Here is a 15,261-nt window from a genome sequence, read left to right on the forward strand (position 1 = left end):
ATAATTCTTCAACGCAACATCAGAACGCTGCAAGGGTCTCCGGCAACAGATGCGGGAGCAAAAGGCGCGCGCACGACCAATCCGTTGGCATCGGCAAGCATCCTCAGCATTGAAGAATCCTGGATGCCGAACGGCGTCGCCACCAACCCGCTGCCGTCTTCCCGGACCACCGCCCGCACATAATCCTGGCGCAGATCGTTGGCCGCCATTGCGGCGCCCAGCCGCGCCTGGCGGATATCCTGACGATGATCGCGACCGCCGAGCCTTGCCAGAAGCGGCTTCAGGAACAATTGCGAGCAGACCAGGCTTGCCACCGGATTGCCGGGCAGGCCGATGCATCTGACATCGCCGAGGCGCCCGAACATCAGCGGCTTGCCAGGACGCATGGCGATCTTCCAGAAGCCGAGGGTCATGCCTTCGCTGGTCAGCACGTCATGGATAAGGTCATGGTCGCCCACCGAGGCACCGCCCAGCGTGACGATAACATCGGCGCCGGCGGCCACCGCTTTCCTGACCAGGGCGGCGATGGCGTCCTTGCGGTCGGCGGCGATTCCGAGATCGAGCGCGCGGGCACCGACCGACCGTGCTGCCGCGGCGACGCCATAAGCGTTGGACGAGATGATCTGGTCCGGCCCGAGTTCGCTGCCGGGCTGCAACAGCTCGTCACCGGTGGCGATGATGGCGACCAACGGCCGTTTCACCACGCTCACTCGGGGGTGGTTGGCCGATGCCGCCAGCGACAGTGCAGCCGGGTCGAGCAAGCGCCCCTTCTCCAGCAGCACGTCGCCCTTGGAAAAATCGAGGCCGACGCGGCGGATGTTGCGCCACTCGGCGGTGGGCTCGACCACTTCGATATTGCCACCGCCGAGATCCCTGACATTCTCCTGGATGACGATGGTATCGGCACCATGAGGCAGCGGTGCGCCGGTGAAGATGCGCACGGCTTGTCCTTGGCCGACCGCGCCGTCAAAGCCACGCCCGGCCGGCGCCATCCCGATCACCGAGAGTTTCGACGGCACCGACGCCACGTCGGCGACTCGCACCGCATAGCCGTCCATGGCAGAAGCGTTGAAGGGCGGCTGGGTGCGAAGCGCCACCACCGCTTCGGCCAGCACACGATCGACAGCCTCGATGAGGGGGACGCTTTCGCCGGCCAGCGGCACGGCGCCGTCGAGGAGGCGTTCGAGCGCCTCGGCGACCGGAACCAGCACCATCAGGCACCTGCCTTGTAGTCGCCGGACTTGCCGCCGGTCTTTTCGGCCAGCCGGATACCGGAGATGACCATGGCGCGGTCCACCGCCTTGGCCATGTCGTAGATGGTCAGGCAGGCCACGGACGCGGCGGTCAATGCTTCCATCTCGACGCCGGTCTTGCCGGTAACGCGCGCCAGCGCCGTGACTCTGAGGCCGGGCAGAGCATGGTCTGGCTCGATGTCGACGGAAACCTTGGTCAGCAGCAGAGGGTGGCAGAGCGGGATCAACTCATGCGTCTTCTTGGCCGCCATGATCCCGGCGATGCGCGCGGTGCCAAGCACGTCACCTTTCTTGGCGTTGCCGGCGAGAATGGTCTTCAATGTCTCGGGCTGCATGGAGACGAAGCCTTCGGCGATCGCGGTGCGCGTCGTCTCTTCCTTGTCGCCGACATCGACCATGTTGGCCTCGCCCTGCGCGCCAAGGTGCGTGAGGTTGGCCACGATCAGATCGCCTCGGCTACTGCCTTGCCCGTCAGGAGCAAGCGCGTCGCGGCGGCGACGTCCTGTTGCCGCATCAGACTTTCGCCGACGAGAAAGGTGCCGATGCCGCTCTTTTGCATCCTGAGACAATCGTCATGGGTGAAGATGCCGCTCTCGCTAACCAGCAGGCGATCGGCAGGTACCATGGCCGCCAGCCGCTCGGAGGTCTCAAGGCTGGTCTCGAACGTTCTCAGATTGCGGTTATTGATGCCGATCAGCCGCGACGACAATTTCAACGCGCGCTCCGTCTCGGCCTCGTCGTGGACCTCGATCAGCGCATCCATGCCGAGTTCGAACGCGGTCGTTTCCAGCTCATGCGCCAAGTCGTCGTCAACACTGGCCATGATGATCAGGATAGCGTCCGCGCCCCAGGCGCGAGCTTCATGGACCTGGTAGGAATCGAACAGGAAATCCTTGCGTAGCGCGGGCAGGGCGACGGCTGCCCTTGCCCTGGTGAGGAATTCCGGCGCCCCCTGAAAGGACGGCTCGTCCGTCAGTACGGAAAGGCAGGCGGCGCCGCCTTTCTCATAGGCCTTCGCCAATGCCGGCGGATCGAAGTCCGCACGGATCAGCCCTTTGGAGGGACTTGCCTTCTTGATTTCGGCGATCAGGGCGAAATCGCCGGATTTGCGTTTCGCGTCGAGCGCCGCGAGAAAGCCGCGCGGTGCGTCGGCGTCTTTTGCGTGCGCCTTGATCTCTGCCAGCGGTACGCGTGCCTTGGCGGCGGCTATCTCGTCGCGCTTGTAGGCTTCGATCTTGCGCAGAATGTCAGACACGGTTCACCCGTTCGAAATTTCGACCAGCCGGTCGAGCACCTGCAGCGCCCGGCCGCTGTCGATCGCCTGCGCGGCGATGGCGATGCCGTCACCCAGCGTCGTCGCCTTGCCCGCAATCACCAGTCCGGCGCCGGCGTTCATCAAGACTGTGTCGCGGTAGGCGCCGGCGGCGCCGCCCAGCATATCGCGCAAGGCCTTGGCATTGTAGGCGGCGTCACCGCCGCGCAGCTCGTCCTTGGTATGGCGCTTCAGTCCAACCTCTTCAGGGGTCAGCGTAAAGCTGCGTATCTCGCCGCCAACCAGTTCGGCAACCTGCGTCTGCCCGGTGGTGGTGATCTCGTCATAGCCGTCGCCATGGGCGACCCAGGCGTGCTCGGTGCCGAGCGCCTTCAGCGTCTCGGCCACCGGCATGATCCATTCCGGCAGGAACACGCCGACCATCTGCCGCTTCACCCCCGCCGGATTGGACAGGGGACCGAGCAGGTTGAAGATGGTGCGGGTGCCGAGCTCGACGCGTGTGGGGCCGACATGTTTCATCGCCGGATGGTGTGCGGGGGCGAACATGAAGCCGACGCCTGCCTCACGAATGCAACGGCCGATGAACTCGGGCGAGAGGTCGATCTTGACGCCGAGCGCGATCAGGACATCGGCCGCACCGGTCAGCGAGGACAGGCCGCGATTGCCGTGCTTGGCGACCGGCACGCCACTGGCCGCAATGACGAAGGCTGATCCTGTCGAGATGTTGACCGAGTGCGAATTATCGCCGCCGGTGCCGACGATGTCGATGGCGCCGTCAGGGGCATCGACGCGCAGCATCTTGGCACGCATCGTGGCGACGGCGCCTGAAATCTCGCTGACCGTCTCGCCGCGCACGCGCAGCGCCATCAGGAAGCCGCCGATCTGCCCTGGGGTCGCATCGCCCGACATGATGATGTCGAAGGCCTCGCACGCCTCCTCGAAGGACAGGGCGGTGCCGGTCGCGACCTTGGCGATATGGGTTTTCAGCGCGCTCATCTTGTCGAGGCTTGGGCAACGGCGGCCTGGTCGATGCGGACATCGTATTGCGTCTGCAACTGCGCCACCAATTGGTCGAGCAGGTCGTCGGACATGCCGGAGGTGAATGATTTCTGCGCGTCGTCCGGCACCGAGCTGGCGTCGGCGCCGGCCGGTTCGAACACTTCGGCGACCTTGAACAGGATCTGGCCGTCGCCGGTGGGCGAGGGGATCAAGCCGGTGCCGCCTTCGCCGACGCCGAACATCACGGCGGCGCCCTCCTTGCCGAAATCGGCATCATCGGCTTCGCGCTTCAGGCCGCGCTTGGTCTGCTTTTCCAGCTTGAGTTCACTGGCGATGACATCGAGCGTGGCGCCGGCCTTGAGCCGCTTCTCGAGTTCGTCCGCCTTGGCGGCGAGCCGCTTGGTGGTCTCGGCAGCCGTCCAGTCGGCGACCACCCTCTGGCGCACCTCATCAAGAGTGCGGTCGCGAGCCGGTGTGATCGAACCAACCTCATAGAAGACGAAGCCGTTGTCCGCCGTGGTCAGCGCTTCGTTTTCGGTGTTGGGTTCGGCATCAAAGACGGCCTTGATCAGCGACGGCGATTCCGGCAGGTCCTTGACGATGGTGCCATCGGGCCTCAGGCCATTGCGATCGATGGCGTCGATGGTGATGTCCTTGAGCTTCAATTTGGCGGCCGCGTCGGCCAGCGAACTGCCCGATGCACGGGTGTCCTCATAATTGTCGTGCACATCCAAAAGGATGCGGCTTGCCTCACCCAGCGCCAGGTCCTTGCGGATCTGGTCGGACACTTCGGCAAGCGGCTTCACCACCTCGGGCTTGATCTCGGTCACGCGCAGCAGCACTGGACCGAAGGTGCCCTGAACGACCTGGCTGACTTCATTGGCATTGAGCGCGAAGGCGGCATCGGCAACCGCCTTGTCGGCGATCTTGTCCTTGGCGAGCGTGCCAAGCAGGATATCGGCCGGGGTCTTGCCTTCGGCGGTCACCAGCTTGTCGAAGGTGGCACCTGCCTTGAGCGAATCGAGCGCTGCCTTCGCGGCATCCGGCGTCTTGAACACAAGCTGCTCGATGGTGCGCATTTCGGGTGTGGTGTAGCGCGCCTTGTTCTTGTTGTAGTCGTCACTGACCTGCTGGTCGGTGACCGCGGTCGTATCCATGATGTCCACCGGTTCCAGGCGGACATAGGAGAATTTGCGGTACTCAGGTGCGGCGTAGGTTTTCTTGTTGGCCTCGAAATAAGCCTGGAGCACGCTGTCGCTCGGCGCCTCGATCGGCTCGACCAGCGTCTTTGGCAATGTCAGATAGTCGACGGTGCGGTCTTCGCCGCGGTAGAGCGCGACTGCCTTGAAGAACGTGTCGGGGGCTTTGAGGCCGTCCGAGACAGCCTCGACGATCTGCTGGCGCACCGCCACCTGGGCGCGGTTCTTCAGGTAATCCTCGGGCCGCATGCCGACCTCGTGCAGCATGTAGTCGAATGTCCGCCGGTCGAACTGACCGCCAGGGCCCTTGAACGCCGGATCTTCGCGGGTGAGTTCAGCCAGCCGGTCCTTGGAGAGGCCGAGGCCCAGCTTGCGTGCCTGTTCGTCGAGAACGGCACCGGAGACGAGTTGCGCCAGCACCTGATTGTCGATGCCGAGCGCCTTTGCCTGTTCATGAGTGAGGCGCTGACCGAACTGCTGCGACATGACGGCGAGCTGGCGGTCATAGGCAAGGCGGTATTCGTTGATCGATACCTTGGTTCCACCAGCGGTTATCACCGAATCGTGGCCCGCAAAGCCGCCCATGAGCTTTCCGGAGATGCCCCAGGCAGCGAAACTGACCACCAGCAGCGAAAGCAGCGTCTTCGCGACCCAGGTACCTGCCGCGCTTCTCAATATACCAAGCATGGTTACTTCCGATTTATGCGCATTTTCGCATGCGCCGAGTCTGAAACAAGCGCAATAGCGCCCTTCCGGTCCACTGTCGATTGCTTTGTGGCCTGATTTTGGTAGTGAGGGCCAGAGCCTGATATCGCCCGGAGAAGCACACCATGACGCCAGGAATTCGCCCGCTTGTCGCCGGCAACTGGAAAATGAACGGCACCAGCGCCTCGCTGAACGAACTCAGGATGATCGGCAACGGTTTCATGAGCGGGCTCGACGCCGAGACCGAAGCACTGGTCTGTGTTCCCGCGACGCTGCTTTCCCATGCGGCGGAGATCCTGTCGCGCACGCCTGTCCATGCCGGCGGTGAGGACTGCCACCCCAAGGAAAGCGGCGCCTATACCGGCTGCATCTCGGCGGAGATGCTGAAGGACGCGGGCGCGAGCCATGTCATTGTCGGTCACTCCGAATGCCGCGAACAACGCGGCGAGGACGATGCGACGGTCCAGGCCAAGGCCACCGCGGCCTGGCGTGCCGGACTGGTGGCCATCGTATGCATCGGCGAGACGCAGCAGCAGCGTGAAGCCGGCGCCACGCTGGAGGTGCTTTCGCGCCAGGTTGAAGGCTCGGTGCCGCCGAGCGCCACGCCGTCCAATACCATTATCGCCTACGAGCCGGTGTGGGCGATCGGCACCGGCCTGACGCCAACGGCGGCCGATGCGGCCGAGGCGCATGCGCATATCCGCGAAAAGCTGTCGGAAAAGCTGGGGACCGCCGCTGCCAGGATGCGCATTCTCTATGGCGGCTCGGTCAAGCCGTCCAACGCGGTCGAACTGCTGGGCGTCAGGAACGTCGATGGCGCGCTGGTCGGCGGCGCCAGCCTGAAAGCGGCTGATTTCCTGGGTATCGCCGAAGCCTATCGCAGCATTGCAGGCTGAGATCCACGACGATGGGCGGGTCCCATCTCGTCCAAATTCGTTGCAAAGGGCACGTTGCTTCCCATATTCCGGCCACGGGCTTGGAAATGCCGTGAAAGCATTGTATTGAGCCGCCTCCAATTCACCGGTCGTGTCCGCGGCCGGGCAAGGCCTTGCCAGGATAAACTATGCAAACCGTACTGATCGTCATCCATCTCATGGTCGTGCTCGCCCTTGTCGGCGTGGTGCTGCTGCAGCGTTCCGAAGGCGGCGGCCTCGGCATTGGTGGCGGGTCGGGCTTCATGACGGCGCGCGGCGCGGCCAACGCGTTGACCCGGGCGACGGCGATCCTGGCGGCAGCGTTCTTCGTGACGTCGCTGACCTTGTCGATCATTGCCCGCTACGGCGAGAAGCCGATCGACATTCTCGACCGGGTTCCCGTGACCTCGGACGGTGCTGGCAAGGGCGTGCTCAACCAACTGCCCGGCACCACCACCCCGGCTCCCGCCGGCACCACCACGCCGACGCCGCCATCCGGAAACGACGCCGCGGCAAAGCCTCCGGCAACGGCCCCGGCCACTGCCCCCGCCGCAGGCTCAACGCCGCCGGCCACCAATGGAACCACCAACACAGCGCCGGCGGCGCCCCAGGTTCCGAACCAGTAAACCTCGACGTTTCCAAACCGCGATCTGTGATCGTTTGAACACAGTCGCGGCAAATGCTGCGCGATCACGAAGATTCGACGGGCAGCAGTGCGGTCTCGCGCTTGAGGCATCCGCGCTTATTCGACTATAGATTGCACGCGGCATTTTCGGCGTCCTTGGGGGACGCCGGGCGACGCCGTGGGCAACAAGCATTGAACGATCGGATCTTCGCCATGCAGCTTCGCAGCTTCATTTTCCTGGGACTTTGCGCCGCAATCGGCATGAGTTCCCCGGCCTTCGCCGCCATGCCGGCAAACATGGCCGCACAACAGCCGGTGTCGCTTGAGAAAACCGACGCCATCCCCGTCGCGGCCAAAAGCGATGCGGCGCAGTTGAAGCTTCTCAAGAAGAAGAAAAACCCGACGCCGGACGATCTTGCCCAGATCAAGAAGATCGAGGCCAAGATCGTTGCCGACAAGGAGAACGCCAAGGCCAAGGCGCTCGAGGCCAGGAAGCTGGCGATGCGCGAAGCGGCGAAAGCCAGGGCCGATGCCGCACGGCAGGCCTTCCTGGCCCAGAAGGGCAAAAGCGCTCCGGCGGCTGAAGTGGCCGAGGCCAACACAGCCAAGAAGACCACCAAGATCATCGAACCGATTGAACCCGTCACGCCGATCCAATCGGCTGAGCCTATCCCGGCCGAAGCGATGAATGTCGCTTTGACCGGCAACAATGGCGAACTGCGCAGCGAGGTCGTCGGCGGCCAGAAGCAGTCGAGTGGCGGCCTGTTCGCCGGCCTGTTCGGTGGAACTTCATCGGGTTCATCGATCAGCTATCTGCCCGAGACCCGCGCGCTCGATTCGGCACTTGCCCAGAGAAACGCCAAGAAGCCGTTCAAGGTGAAGCCGGAATTCGTGCCTCAGGACGTGGAATTTACGGGCTATGATGCCGGCACGATCGTCATCGACACCAGCGCTCGCCGGCTCTATCTCGTCGAATCGTCCACGACCGCGCGTCGCTATGCCATCGCGGTCGGCCGCGAAGGCCTGCAGTTCAAGGGCACGGTCGCGGTCGGCGACAAGCAGGAATGGCCGCGCTGGATCCCGACACTCGACATGCAGAAGCGCGAGCCAAAGCACTACGGCCAGTACAAGGATGGCATGGCCGGCGGCGGACAGAACCCGCTCGGTGCCCGCGCCATTTATCTCTATGACGGCAAGAAGGACACGCATCTGCGTATTCACGGCACCATCGCGCCGCAGTCTATCGGCACCAGCGCCTCCAATGGCTGCTTCCGTATGATGAACGAGCACGTCATGGATCTCTACAGCCGCGTCCGGGTCGGCACCAAGGTCGTCATCATCTGACGTTTCCATCATCATGCCGAAAGGGCCGGCTCAGCCGGCCCTTTTGTTTTGCTTGGAGCGGTTCAACGTTTGATAGAATCGCCGACCTGCTCTAAGTCTTTGTTTTTACGCCAATTCCGGACGGAAGGTCTCGATCAAAACCCGTTTTGGTCGGGATCCTGTCCAAAAAACCGGATTCCATTTTAGGGATCATGGTCCGAGCGCCTTCTTGGGAAAAAGCCTTCGCGGCGGTTTTTTCTCTGGCGGAATCAATCCGGCCGCGTTAAGCGATGACTCCCATGGCGCGATATGTATTCATCACAGGCGGCGTGGTTTCCTCACTTGGAAAAGGCATTGCCGCAGCGGCCCTTGGGGCTCTCCTGCAGGCGCGAGGCTATCGCGCTCGCATCAAAAAACTCGATCCCTACCTCAATGTCGACCCCGGCACGATGTCGCCGTACCAGCATGGCGAGGTGTTCGTCACCGATGACGGTGCCGAAACCGATCTCGATCTTGGTCATTACGAGCGCTTCACCGGCCGTTCCGCCAATCAGCAGGACAACATCACGACCGGGCGTATCTATAAGAACATCATCGAGCGCGAGCGGCGTGGCGACTATCTCGGCGCGACCGTGCAGGTCATCCCGCACGTTACCGACGAGATCAAGAACTTCGTCCTCGACGGCAATGACGACTATGATTTCGTGCTGTGCGAGATCGGCGGCACGGTCGGCGACATCGAGGCGATGCCGTTTCTCGAGGCAATCCGCCAGCTCGGCAACGATCTGCCGCGCAACAATGCCGTCTACGTGCATCTGACCTTGATGCCCTATATCCCGACAGCAGGTGAGCTGAAGACCAAGCCGACCCAGCATTCGGTCAAGGAATTGCGCGGCATTGGCATCGCGCCCGACATACTTCTGGTGCGCGCCGACCGCGCCATTCCCAAGGAAGAGCGCCGCAAGCTGTCGCTGTTCTGCAATGTCCGGGAGAGCGCCGTCATCCAGGCGCTCGACGTGCCGCACATCTACGACGTGCCTATGGCCTACCACAAGGAAGGTCTCGATTCGGAAGTGCTGGCCGCCTTCGGCATCGACCCGGCGCCCAAGCCGCGCATGGAACCGTGGCAGGCTGTCTCCAACCGCATCCACAATCCGGAGGGCGAGGTCACCATCGCCATCGTCGGCAAGTATACCGGCCTCAAGGATGCCTACAAATCGCTGATCGAGGCGCTCTCGCATGGCGGGTTGGCCAACCACGTCAAGGTCAAGCTCGACTGGATCGAATCGGAAATCTTCGAAAAGGAAGACCCGGCGCCTTGGCTTGAGAAGGTGCACGGTATCCTGGTGCCCGGCGGCTTCGGCGAACGCGGCTCGGAGGGCAAGATCCTGGCGGCGAAATTCGCGCGTGAGCGCAAGGTGCCATATTTCGGCATCTGCTTCGGCATGCAGATGGCCTGCATCGAGGCGGCAAGATCCCTGGCCGGCGTCGAACATGCCTCCTCGACCGAGTTCGGCCCGACCAAGGAACCGGTCGTCGGTTTGATGACCGAATGGCTGAAGGGCAATATGCTGGAAAAGCGCCGGGCGACCGGGGATCTCGGCGGCACCATGCGGCTCGGCGCCTACCAGGCCGAGCTCGCCAAGGGCTCGAAGATCGCCGATATCTATGGCGACACCCAGATTTCCGAACGTCACCGGCACCGCTATGAGGTCAATATCGACTACAAGCAGCGCCTGGAGGATTGCGGGCTGGTCTTTGCCGGCATGTCGCCCGACGGCGTGCTGCCTGAGACGGTCGAGTATCCCGACCATCCCTGGTTCATCGGCGTGCAGTATCACCCCGAGCTGAAGAGCCGGCCGCTCGATCCGCATCCGCTGTTCGCCAGCTTCATCGAGGCGGCGGTGGAGCAGAGCCGGCTGGTCTGACTGATTCCATGCGGACCTATGTCGCGCTCCTCTACAGCATCATCCTGGGAGAGGGGCGGCGGGTCGTCATGTCCGACCTCAAGGCGATGGCGGAAGGCATCGGCCTAAAGAATGTCCGCACCTTGGTGGCGACCGGCAACCTGGTGTTCGAGAGTGAAAAGATTTCGGTCGCCACGCTTGAGACACGCCTTGAGGTCGCCTTCGAAAAGGCCTTTGGCCGCCACGTCGACATCATTGTCCGCAGTGCCGGGGATTGGCTGACACTCGCAACCAGCAATCCATTCCCGGCTGACTCGGTGGAAGCCGGCGACCAGGTCGCGGTGCGCGTAATGCGCAAGCCTGTAGCCGGAGATGCCATATCGGGTCTTCAGACCCGTGCCGCCGGGGACGAAAAGGTGCTTCTGGTCGGTGGCGACATATGGCTTGTGTTTTCGCGCGAGAGGCCAAGTTCGCGCCTGCTTGCGGCCGCCAATCACAGGCGCCTCGGCATTGGCACCTCGCGCAACTGGAATACTGTGCGCAAGCTGGCCGAGATGGTTAGGCAGTAGGCAGTAGGCAGTAGGCAGTAGGCAGTAGGCAGTAGGCAGTAGGTAGTAGGCAGTAGTTCCCTAGGCCCTACCGCCCACTGCCTAAGGCCTGCTTCAAGCCTTCGCTGTCTTGGCGCCTGCGCCCACGGCCGCGGTGCGCAGCACGTAGTAGATGACGCCGGCGATCGCCACGCCGAAGAACCAGCCATAGACGCCCCACCAGGACGGCAGCCAGTTGGTGAAGTTCGGCAGGATCGAGGAGAAGACGGCGCCGATCCCGGCGGCGATGAAGGCATTGACGTGCCAGCCGCCCTGGAAGCGGAATTCGCCGTCCTCGCGGTAGAGTGCCTCGACGTCGACCTCGCCCTTCCGGATCAGGTAGTAATCGACCATCATGACGCCGAAGATCGGTCCCATCGTCGCGCCGATGATGTTGACGAAGGAGGCGGCGCTGCCTTCCCACGGCGCGAAGGGATAGAGTACGAGCGCAATCAGCGCGGCGATGTAGCCACCCTTCTTGAAGTCGATCTGACGCGGGAAGACGTTGGAGAAGTCGAACGCGGGTGAGACGAAGTTGGCCACCACGTTGATACCCAAGGTCGCCACCGCGAAGGTCAAGGCCGCAAGGGCAGCCAGGAACCAGCTGTCGAACTTGGCCGAGATCTGGTCGGGATGCAGCAGCACTTCATGATAGACGTCGTAGGCGGCGATGGTGGTGACGCCGGCGACCAGCGAGAACAGGATGAGGTTGACCGGCAGGCCCCAGATATTGCCCTTGCGCAGCGCTGCCTGATCGGGGGCATAGCGGGCGAAATCGCAGAAATTGAGATAGAGCGCCGAAAAATACGTCACCCAGATCGCGGCCACCGCGAACAGCGACGTCCACGAGCCCGGCGTTCCAGGCACGCCGGCATCCCTGGTCTTCTCCAGAAGCACGTCCATCGGGATGTCGCTGGTGAAGGCGAAGGTTCCGGATTTGACGCACAGATAAATGGCCAGGAGCAGCATCATCACCCAGACGGCGGGTCCTGCCCAATCCTGGAAGCGGCGCACCGTTTCCATGCCTTTCTGGATGATCAGCAGTTGCAGGGCCCATATGACCACGAAGCAGATCACCTCCAGGCCGGAATGGCCGAGGAAATGGGTGTTGGCGTTGAAATCGGCGAACCATTGCGAGCGGATGAGCAATGCGACGATGGCGCCGGAGGCGGCGGCAGTCTGCGCGCCATACCAGAAGCAGGCGACGATGGCGCGCACCAGTGCCGGAATGTTGGCGCCCCAGATGCCGAAGGAGGCTCGGGCCAGCACGGGGTAGGGCACACCGGTTTTCACACCGGCATAGCCGACCATGTTCATCAATGCGTAGATGATCAGCGAGCCGATGCCGATGGCGATGATGAAATTGACGAAGCCTCCGCAGAACAAAAACAGGCTGGCGGCGAGATAGTAGCCCCACAGGCTATGGACGTCCGATGTCCAGACATTGAAGATCGAGAACGGTCCCCAGTTTCGAACCTTGGCGGGAGCGAGGTCTTCATTATACAGGTCAGGCGATGCGCCTTGTATCGTCATTGCAATATCCCCTTCTTGCAGCACGCGCCCTCACGCGTTGACCGCAGAGGTTACGCCTGACGCAGGGGAACCGACAAGCAACCGATTTGCCGGCTTTGACCTTAAAGATATTCAATGCGAACCGCGATTATCGGCGGGCGTTGATGGTGAACCGCTTTTGAAAAGCGCCCTGTCTGTTGATTCGAATTTTCGATCCACGGCGCCAGACTGGATAAACCCGTCTTCCCAACTTCTGACGCAAGAGCGGCAGCCTAGGCGATGGCCATCATCCGCTTGTGGTCCTCGACTTCGGAAAGCAGCCAATCCTGAAACAGGCCGGTACCCGGCTTGTTGCCGATACTGCGGCGCTGATGCAGGTAGATGCCGGCCGGATAGGTATGGCGGGCGCTGAATGGGGCGACCAGCTTGCCTTGCTGAAGCAAATCCTGCGCCATCATCGTGTCGGCAAGCGCTATTCCAGCGCCATTGATGGCCTCGCGCATGATCAGCGTGCAGTCATCCAGCGTCGTGCTGGATTTCGGCGTGGTGTCCAAAACGCCTTCCTGCTCCAGCCAGCGCTTCCATCGCATGGTCTCGCATTCGTGGATCAGGTGGTGATTAACCAGATCGGCCGGCGACAGCAGTGGCATCGGCCCTTCAAGCAACGAGGGTGCACAGACCGGCGTCAGAACCAGCGGGATCAGCAGCGTCAGCGCCGGGCCGGCCTTGTAGACGAACTCGTCGACAATGGCCAAATCGAAATTGGCCCGCTTGCCCGATGTCGAGATCTCCAGATCCACGGTCGGATGCTGCCGGCGAAAATTCGGCAACCGGTCCGCCAGCCAAAGGTTCAGGACAGCGGGCACGCACAGGACCCGGACACGCTGGGTCCTGCCGCGGCTCGGGCCGTCGGCGAGACTGACATCGTCGGTGGCGCGCCAGATGGCCTCGAACGCCTCGGAGAGGCTGCGCGCATAGTATGAACCCCGGATGGTCGGCGTTATCTGGCGAAAGCCGCGCTCGAACAGGTCCTGGCCGAGATTGCGTTCGAGTGCACGGATGTGGCGGCTGATCGCCGAGGGCGTCAAATGCAGCTCCTCCGCCGCATCCTTGATGCTGCCAAGACGTGCTGCGGCCTCGAAAGCGCGCATGCCGTTGAGTGAGGGTAGGGCCATTGGCCGATCATGAATTGTCAGTTGAGTTTTTGTCAATCGACTTGGACAAAATTGGCGTTTGATCGCTTGGCCCGTTCAGGGATACCCAAGAGGCAAGAGCAACTAAGTCGTCTTACGAAAACGGCTATTCGGGAACTTCGGCACCATTCCACTAACGGCGGCGACCGGTTTGACCGGCTTCCACCGGTGGCGGGCGAAGCATTGCACGAGCTGCAAGCGACGCCTCGGCCAAAGCCCCCGCAATGAGGAGAACGCCCGCCTATGCCTCAATCGCCAGTGCCGGTTTTTGAAACGGCGGACGAGATTTCCGCGGAAACCTCCGTCGTCGTGATCTTGCAGACTGCCCAGACGGGTTTTGGCCCTCGGGCAGCGGCACTGGACACGGAAATGAGCGGGATACTCTCCCGAGCCTGTTCCGATGCAGCCGTACTGGCTGAATCCGGCACTTGCATCGATGTCATCGCCCCTAAAGCGGTATCGGCCCGGCGCGTGATTGTCCTTGCCCTGGGCAAGGCCGAGGCCGTCACCGCGCTCTCCTTGACGCGTGCCGGCGGCCTCTTGGCCGCGCATCTGGAAGGCAAAGGGGAATGCGCGGCTACCCTGGTCCTGGATCCCATTGCAGGCATAGGTCTGACGGGAGCGGAAATCCTGGCAAGGGTCGCGCTTGGCATGCGGCTGCGGCGCTATCGTTTCGACATGCGCAACCGGCGCGCGGGAGCGGGGGCCGATCGGACCCTGCGGGTACAACTGGTCGGGGCCGGCGGTCCGGCGCTGAATTCGGCGCTGGCGCGGATCAATGCGATCGCGGATGGCGTCGAATATGCGCGTACTCTGGTCAACCTGCCGCCGAACCATCTCCATCCCGACAATTTCCACGATCATCTGGAGCCGTTGCGCGAAGCTGGCATCGACGTCGAGATACTCGATACGGCAAGGCTCGGGGAACTCGGCATGAACGCGATCCTGGCTGTGGGATCAGGCTCGGTGCGTCCCCCGCGCGTCGCGGTCCTGCGCTATCGCGGCAAGGGTGCCCCCGCACAACCGCTGGCCTTCGTCGGCAAGGGTGTCTGTTTTGACTCCGGCGGCCTCTGCATCAAGCGCGGCGAGCAGATGTTCGATATGAAGGCTGACATGGGCGGCGCGGCCGCGGTGGTCGGCCTGCTGATCGCGCTCGCCCGGCAAGGCAGTCCGGTGCACGTGGTCGGCGTGCTCGGCATCGCCGAGAATATGCCGTCGGGCACCGCGCTGAAGCCGCGCGACATCATCACGACAGCGTCCGGCCAAACCGTGGAAGTGTTCGACACGGATGCGGAAGGACGCCTGATCCTGGCCGACTGCCTCTACTATGCCGCCTCGCGCTTCAACCCGTCGGTGATCGTCGACCTCGCCACTTTGACCTATTCGGTGATGCGCGGTCTCGGATCGGTATTCGCCGGCCTCTTCAGCACCGACGACGCCATCGCCTCGCGGATGATCGCGGCCGGAGAAGCGGTCGGCGAGCGGTTTTGGCAGCTGCCACTCGACCGGGCTTACGACGAGGGGCTGCAATCGCCGTTCGCGGACCTGCGGCATCACGCCAAGGACATGGAAGACGGTGACGCTCCCTACGCCGCGGCGTTCCTGCGTCACTTCACCGAGGATCGGCCCTGGGTGCATCTCGACATTGCCGGCAAGGAACTGGCCGATGCGGATCGGCCCCTTGGCAGGCAAGGCGCCACGGCATTCGGCGTGCAGATGCTGGAAGAATGGGTTCAGGCCAGCCGGGTCACGAACTAGGGACAAAGCAACA

At 62.9% G+C, this 15,261-nt stretch carries 13 protein-coding genes; 6 read left to right on the forward strand and 7 right to left on the reverse strand.

The window, feature by feature from the left end; genetic code table 11:
* Nucleotides 1-8: 8 nt before the first annotated feature.
* Genes glp through EN851_RS04895 form a run of 5 tightly spaced genes read right to left on the reverse strand, consistent with a single transcriptional unit; the run spans nt 9 to nt 5,411 of the window.
* Complete coding sequence (gene glp / locus EN851_RS04875; RefSeq protein WP_135928675.1) at nt 9-1,214, reverse strand: gephyrin-like molybdotransferase Glp; 1,206 nt, start codon at nt 1,212-1,214, stop codon at nt 9-11.
* Nucleotides 1,214-1,696, reverse strand: coding sequence for a cyclic pyranopterin monophosphate synthase MoaC (moaC, locus tag EN851_RS04880; RefSeq protein WP_127281213.1), 483 nt, complete (start codon nt 1,694-1,696; stop codon nt 1,214-1,216). The genes glp and moaC overlap by 1 nt, the downstream gene beginning before the upstream one ends.
* The gene (gene trpC / locus EN851_RS04885; RefSeq protein ID WP_127872479.1) at nt 1,696-2,508 is read right to left on the reverse strand and encodes an indole-3-glycerol phosphate synthase TrpC; all 813 of its coding nucleotides are present in this window, start codon (nt 2,506-2,508) and stop codon (nt 1,696-1,698) included. Before trpC ends, moaC begins: the two co-directional genes overlap by 1 nt.
* A 3-nt stretch (nt 2,509-2,511) precedes the next feature.
* The gene (gene trpD / locus EN851_RS04890; RefSeq protein ID WP_127872478.1) at nt 2,512-3,522 is read right to left on the reverse strand and encodes an anthranilate phosphoribosyltransferase; all 1,011 of its coding nucleotides are present in this window, start codon (nt 3,520-3,522) and stop codon (nt 2,512-2,514) included.
* Nucleotides 3,519-5,411 carry a peptidyl-prolyl cis-trans isomerase gene (locus EN851_RS04895; protein ID WP_135864631.1) on the reverse strand — a complete coding sequence of 631 codons (1,893 nt, stop codon included), beginning with the start codon at nt 5,409-5,411 and terminating at the stop codon, nt 3,519-3,521. Before EN851_RS04895 ends, trpD begins: the two co-directional genes overlap by 4 nt.
* Before the next feature lie 143 nt (nt 5,412-5,554).
* On the opposite strand from EN851_RS04895, the gene tpiA reads away from it, so the two are divergent.
* From tpiA to EN851_RS04920, 5 genes are all read left to right on the forward strand, one after another.
* Nucleotides 5,555-6,325 (forward strand): triose-phosphate isomerase, encoded by a 771-nt coding sequence (gene tpiA / locus EN851_RS04900; protein ID WP_135928676.1) that lies wholly within the window; start codon nt 5,555-5,557, stop codon nt 6,323-6,325.
* A gap of 167 nt (nt 6,326-6,492) precedes the next feature.
* Complete coding sequence (secG, locus tag EN851_RS04905; RefSeq protein ID WP_127280483.1) at nt 6,493-6,969, forward strand: preprotein translocase subunit SecG; 477 nt, start codon at nt 6,493-6,495, stop codon at nt 6,967-6,969.
* Nucleotides 6,970-7,181: 212 nt separating this feature from the next.
* Nucleotides 7,182-8,312 carry a L,D-transpeptidase gene (locus EN851_RS04910; protein ID WP_127280484.1) on the forward strand — a complete coding sequence of 377 codons (1,131 nt, stop codon included), beginning with the start codon at nt 7,182-7,184 and terminating at the stop codon, nt 8,310-8,312.
* Nucleotides 8,313-8,581: 269 nt separating this feature from the next.
* Nucleotides 8,582-10,219: a CTP synthase gene (locus EN851_RS04915; protein WP_127280485.1), complete on the forward strand. Its 1,638-nt coding sequence runs from the start codon at nt 8,582-8,584 to the stop codon at nt 10,217-10,219.
* A gap of 8 nt (nt 10,220-10,227) precedes the next feature.
* The gene (locus EN851_RS04920; RefSeq protein WP_135928677.1) at nt 10,228-10,767 is read left to right on the forward strand and encodes a DUF1697 domain-containing protein; all 540 of its coding nucleotides are present in this window, start codon (nt 10,228-10,230) and stop codon (nt 10,765-10,767) included.
* Nucleotides 10,768-10,860: 93 nt separating this feature from the next.
* Here the strand turns inward: EN851_RS04920 and EN851_RS04930 are convergent, their stop codons facing one another.
* Entirely contained in the window at nt 10,861-12,318 is a 1,458-nt protein-coding gene (locus tag EN851_RS04930) for an NCS1 family nucleobase:cation symporter-1 (RefSeq protein WP_135928679.1), read from the reverse strand.
* A gap of 251 nt (nt 12,319-12,569) precedes the next feature.
* The gene (locus EN851_RS04935) at nt 12,570-13,472 is read right to left on the reverse strand and encodes a LysR substrate-binding domain-containing protein (protein WP_135928680.1); all 903 of its coding nucleotides are present in this window, start codon (nt 13,470-13,472) and stop codon (nt 12,570-12,572) included.
* A gap of 261 nt (nt 13,473-13,733) precedes the next feature.
* Between EN851_RS04935 and EN851_RS04940 the strand changes: the two genes are divergently transcribed.
* Nucleotides 13,734-15,248, forward strand: a complete 1,515-nt coding sequence (locus tag EN851_RS04940) for a leucyl aminopeptidase (RefSeq protein WP_127278962.1) — start codon at nt 13,734-13,736, stop codon at nt 15,246-15,248.
* The last annotated feature ends 13 nt before the right edge of the window (nt 15,249-15,261 follow it).

Source organism: Mesorhizobium sp. M8A.F.Ca.ET.208.01.1.1 (genome assembly GCF_004791315.1).
Taxonomy (GTDB): Bacteria; Pseudomonadota; Alphaproteobacteria; order Rhizobiales; family Rhizobiaceae; genus Mesorhizobium.

Coding starts and splice junctions, on each gene's coding strand:
- EN851_RS04930 (WP_135928679.1), bottom strand. CDS start 12,318: ATGACGATACAAGGCGCATCGCCTGACCTGTATAATGAAGACCTCGCT.
- EN851_RS04935 (WP_135928680.1), bottom strand. CDS start 13,472: ATGGCCCTACCCTCACTCAACGGCATGCGCGCTTTCGAGGCCGCAGCA.
- EN851_RS04895 (WP_135864631.1), bottom strand. CDS start 5,411: ATGCTTGGTATATTGAGAAGCGCGGCAGGTACCTGGGTCGCGAAGACG.
- trpD (WP_127872478.1), bottom strand. CDS start 3,522: ATGAGCGCGCTGAAAACCCATATCGCCAAGGTCGCGACCGGCACCGCC.
- glp (WP_135928675.1), bottom strand. CDS start 1,214: ATGGTGCTGGTTCCGGTCGCCGAGGCGCTCGAACGCCTCCTCGACGGC.
- secG (WP_127280483.1), top strand. CDS start 6,493: ATGCAAACCGTACTGATCGTCATCCATCTCATGGTCGTGCTCGCCCTT.
- EN851_RS04910 (WP_127280484.1), top strand. CDS start 7,182: ATGCAGCTTCGCAGCTTCATTTTCCTGGGACTTTGCGCCGCAATCGGC.
- tpiA (WP_135928676.1), top strand. CDS start 5,555: ATGACGCCAGGAATTCGCCCGCTTGTCGCCGGCAACTGGAAAATGAAC.
- EN851_RS04920 (WP_135928677.1), top strand. CDS start 10,228: ATGCGGACCTATGTCGCGCTCCTCTACAGCATCATCCTGGGAGAGGGG.
- EN851_RS04940 (WP_127278962.1), top strand. CDS start 13,734: ATGCCTCAATCGCCAGTGCCGGTTTTTGAAACGGCGGACGAGATTTCC.
- EN851_RS04915 (WP_127280485.1), top strand. CDS start 8,582: ATGACTCCCATGGCGCGATATGTATTCATCACAGGCGGCGTGGTTTCC.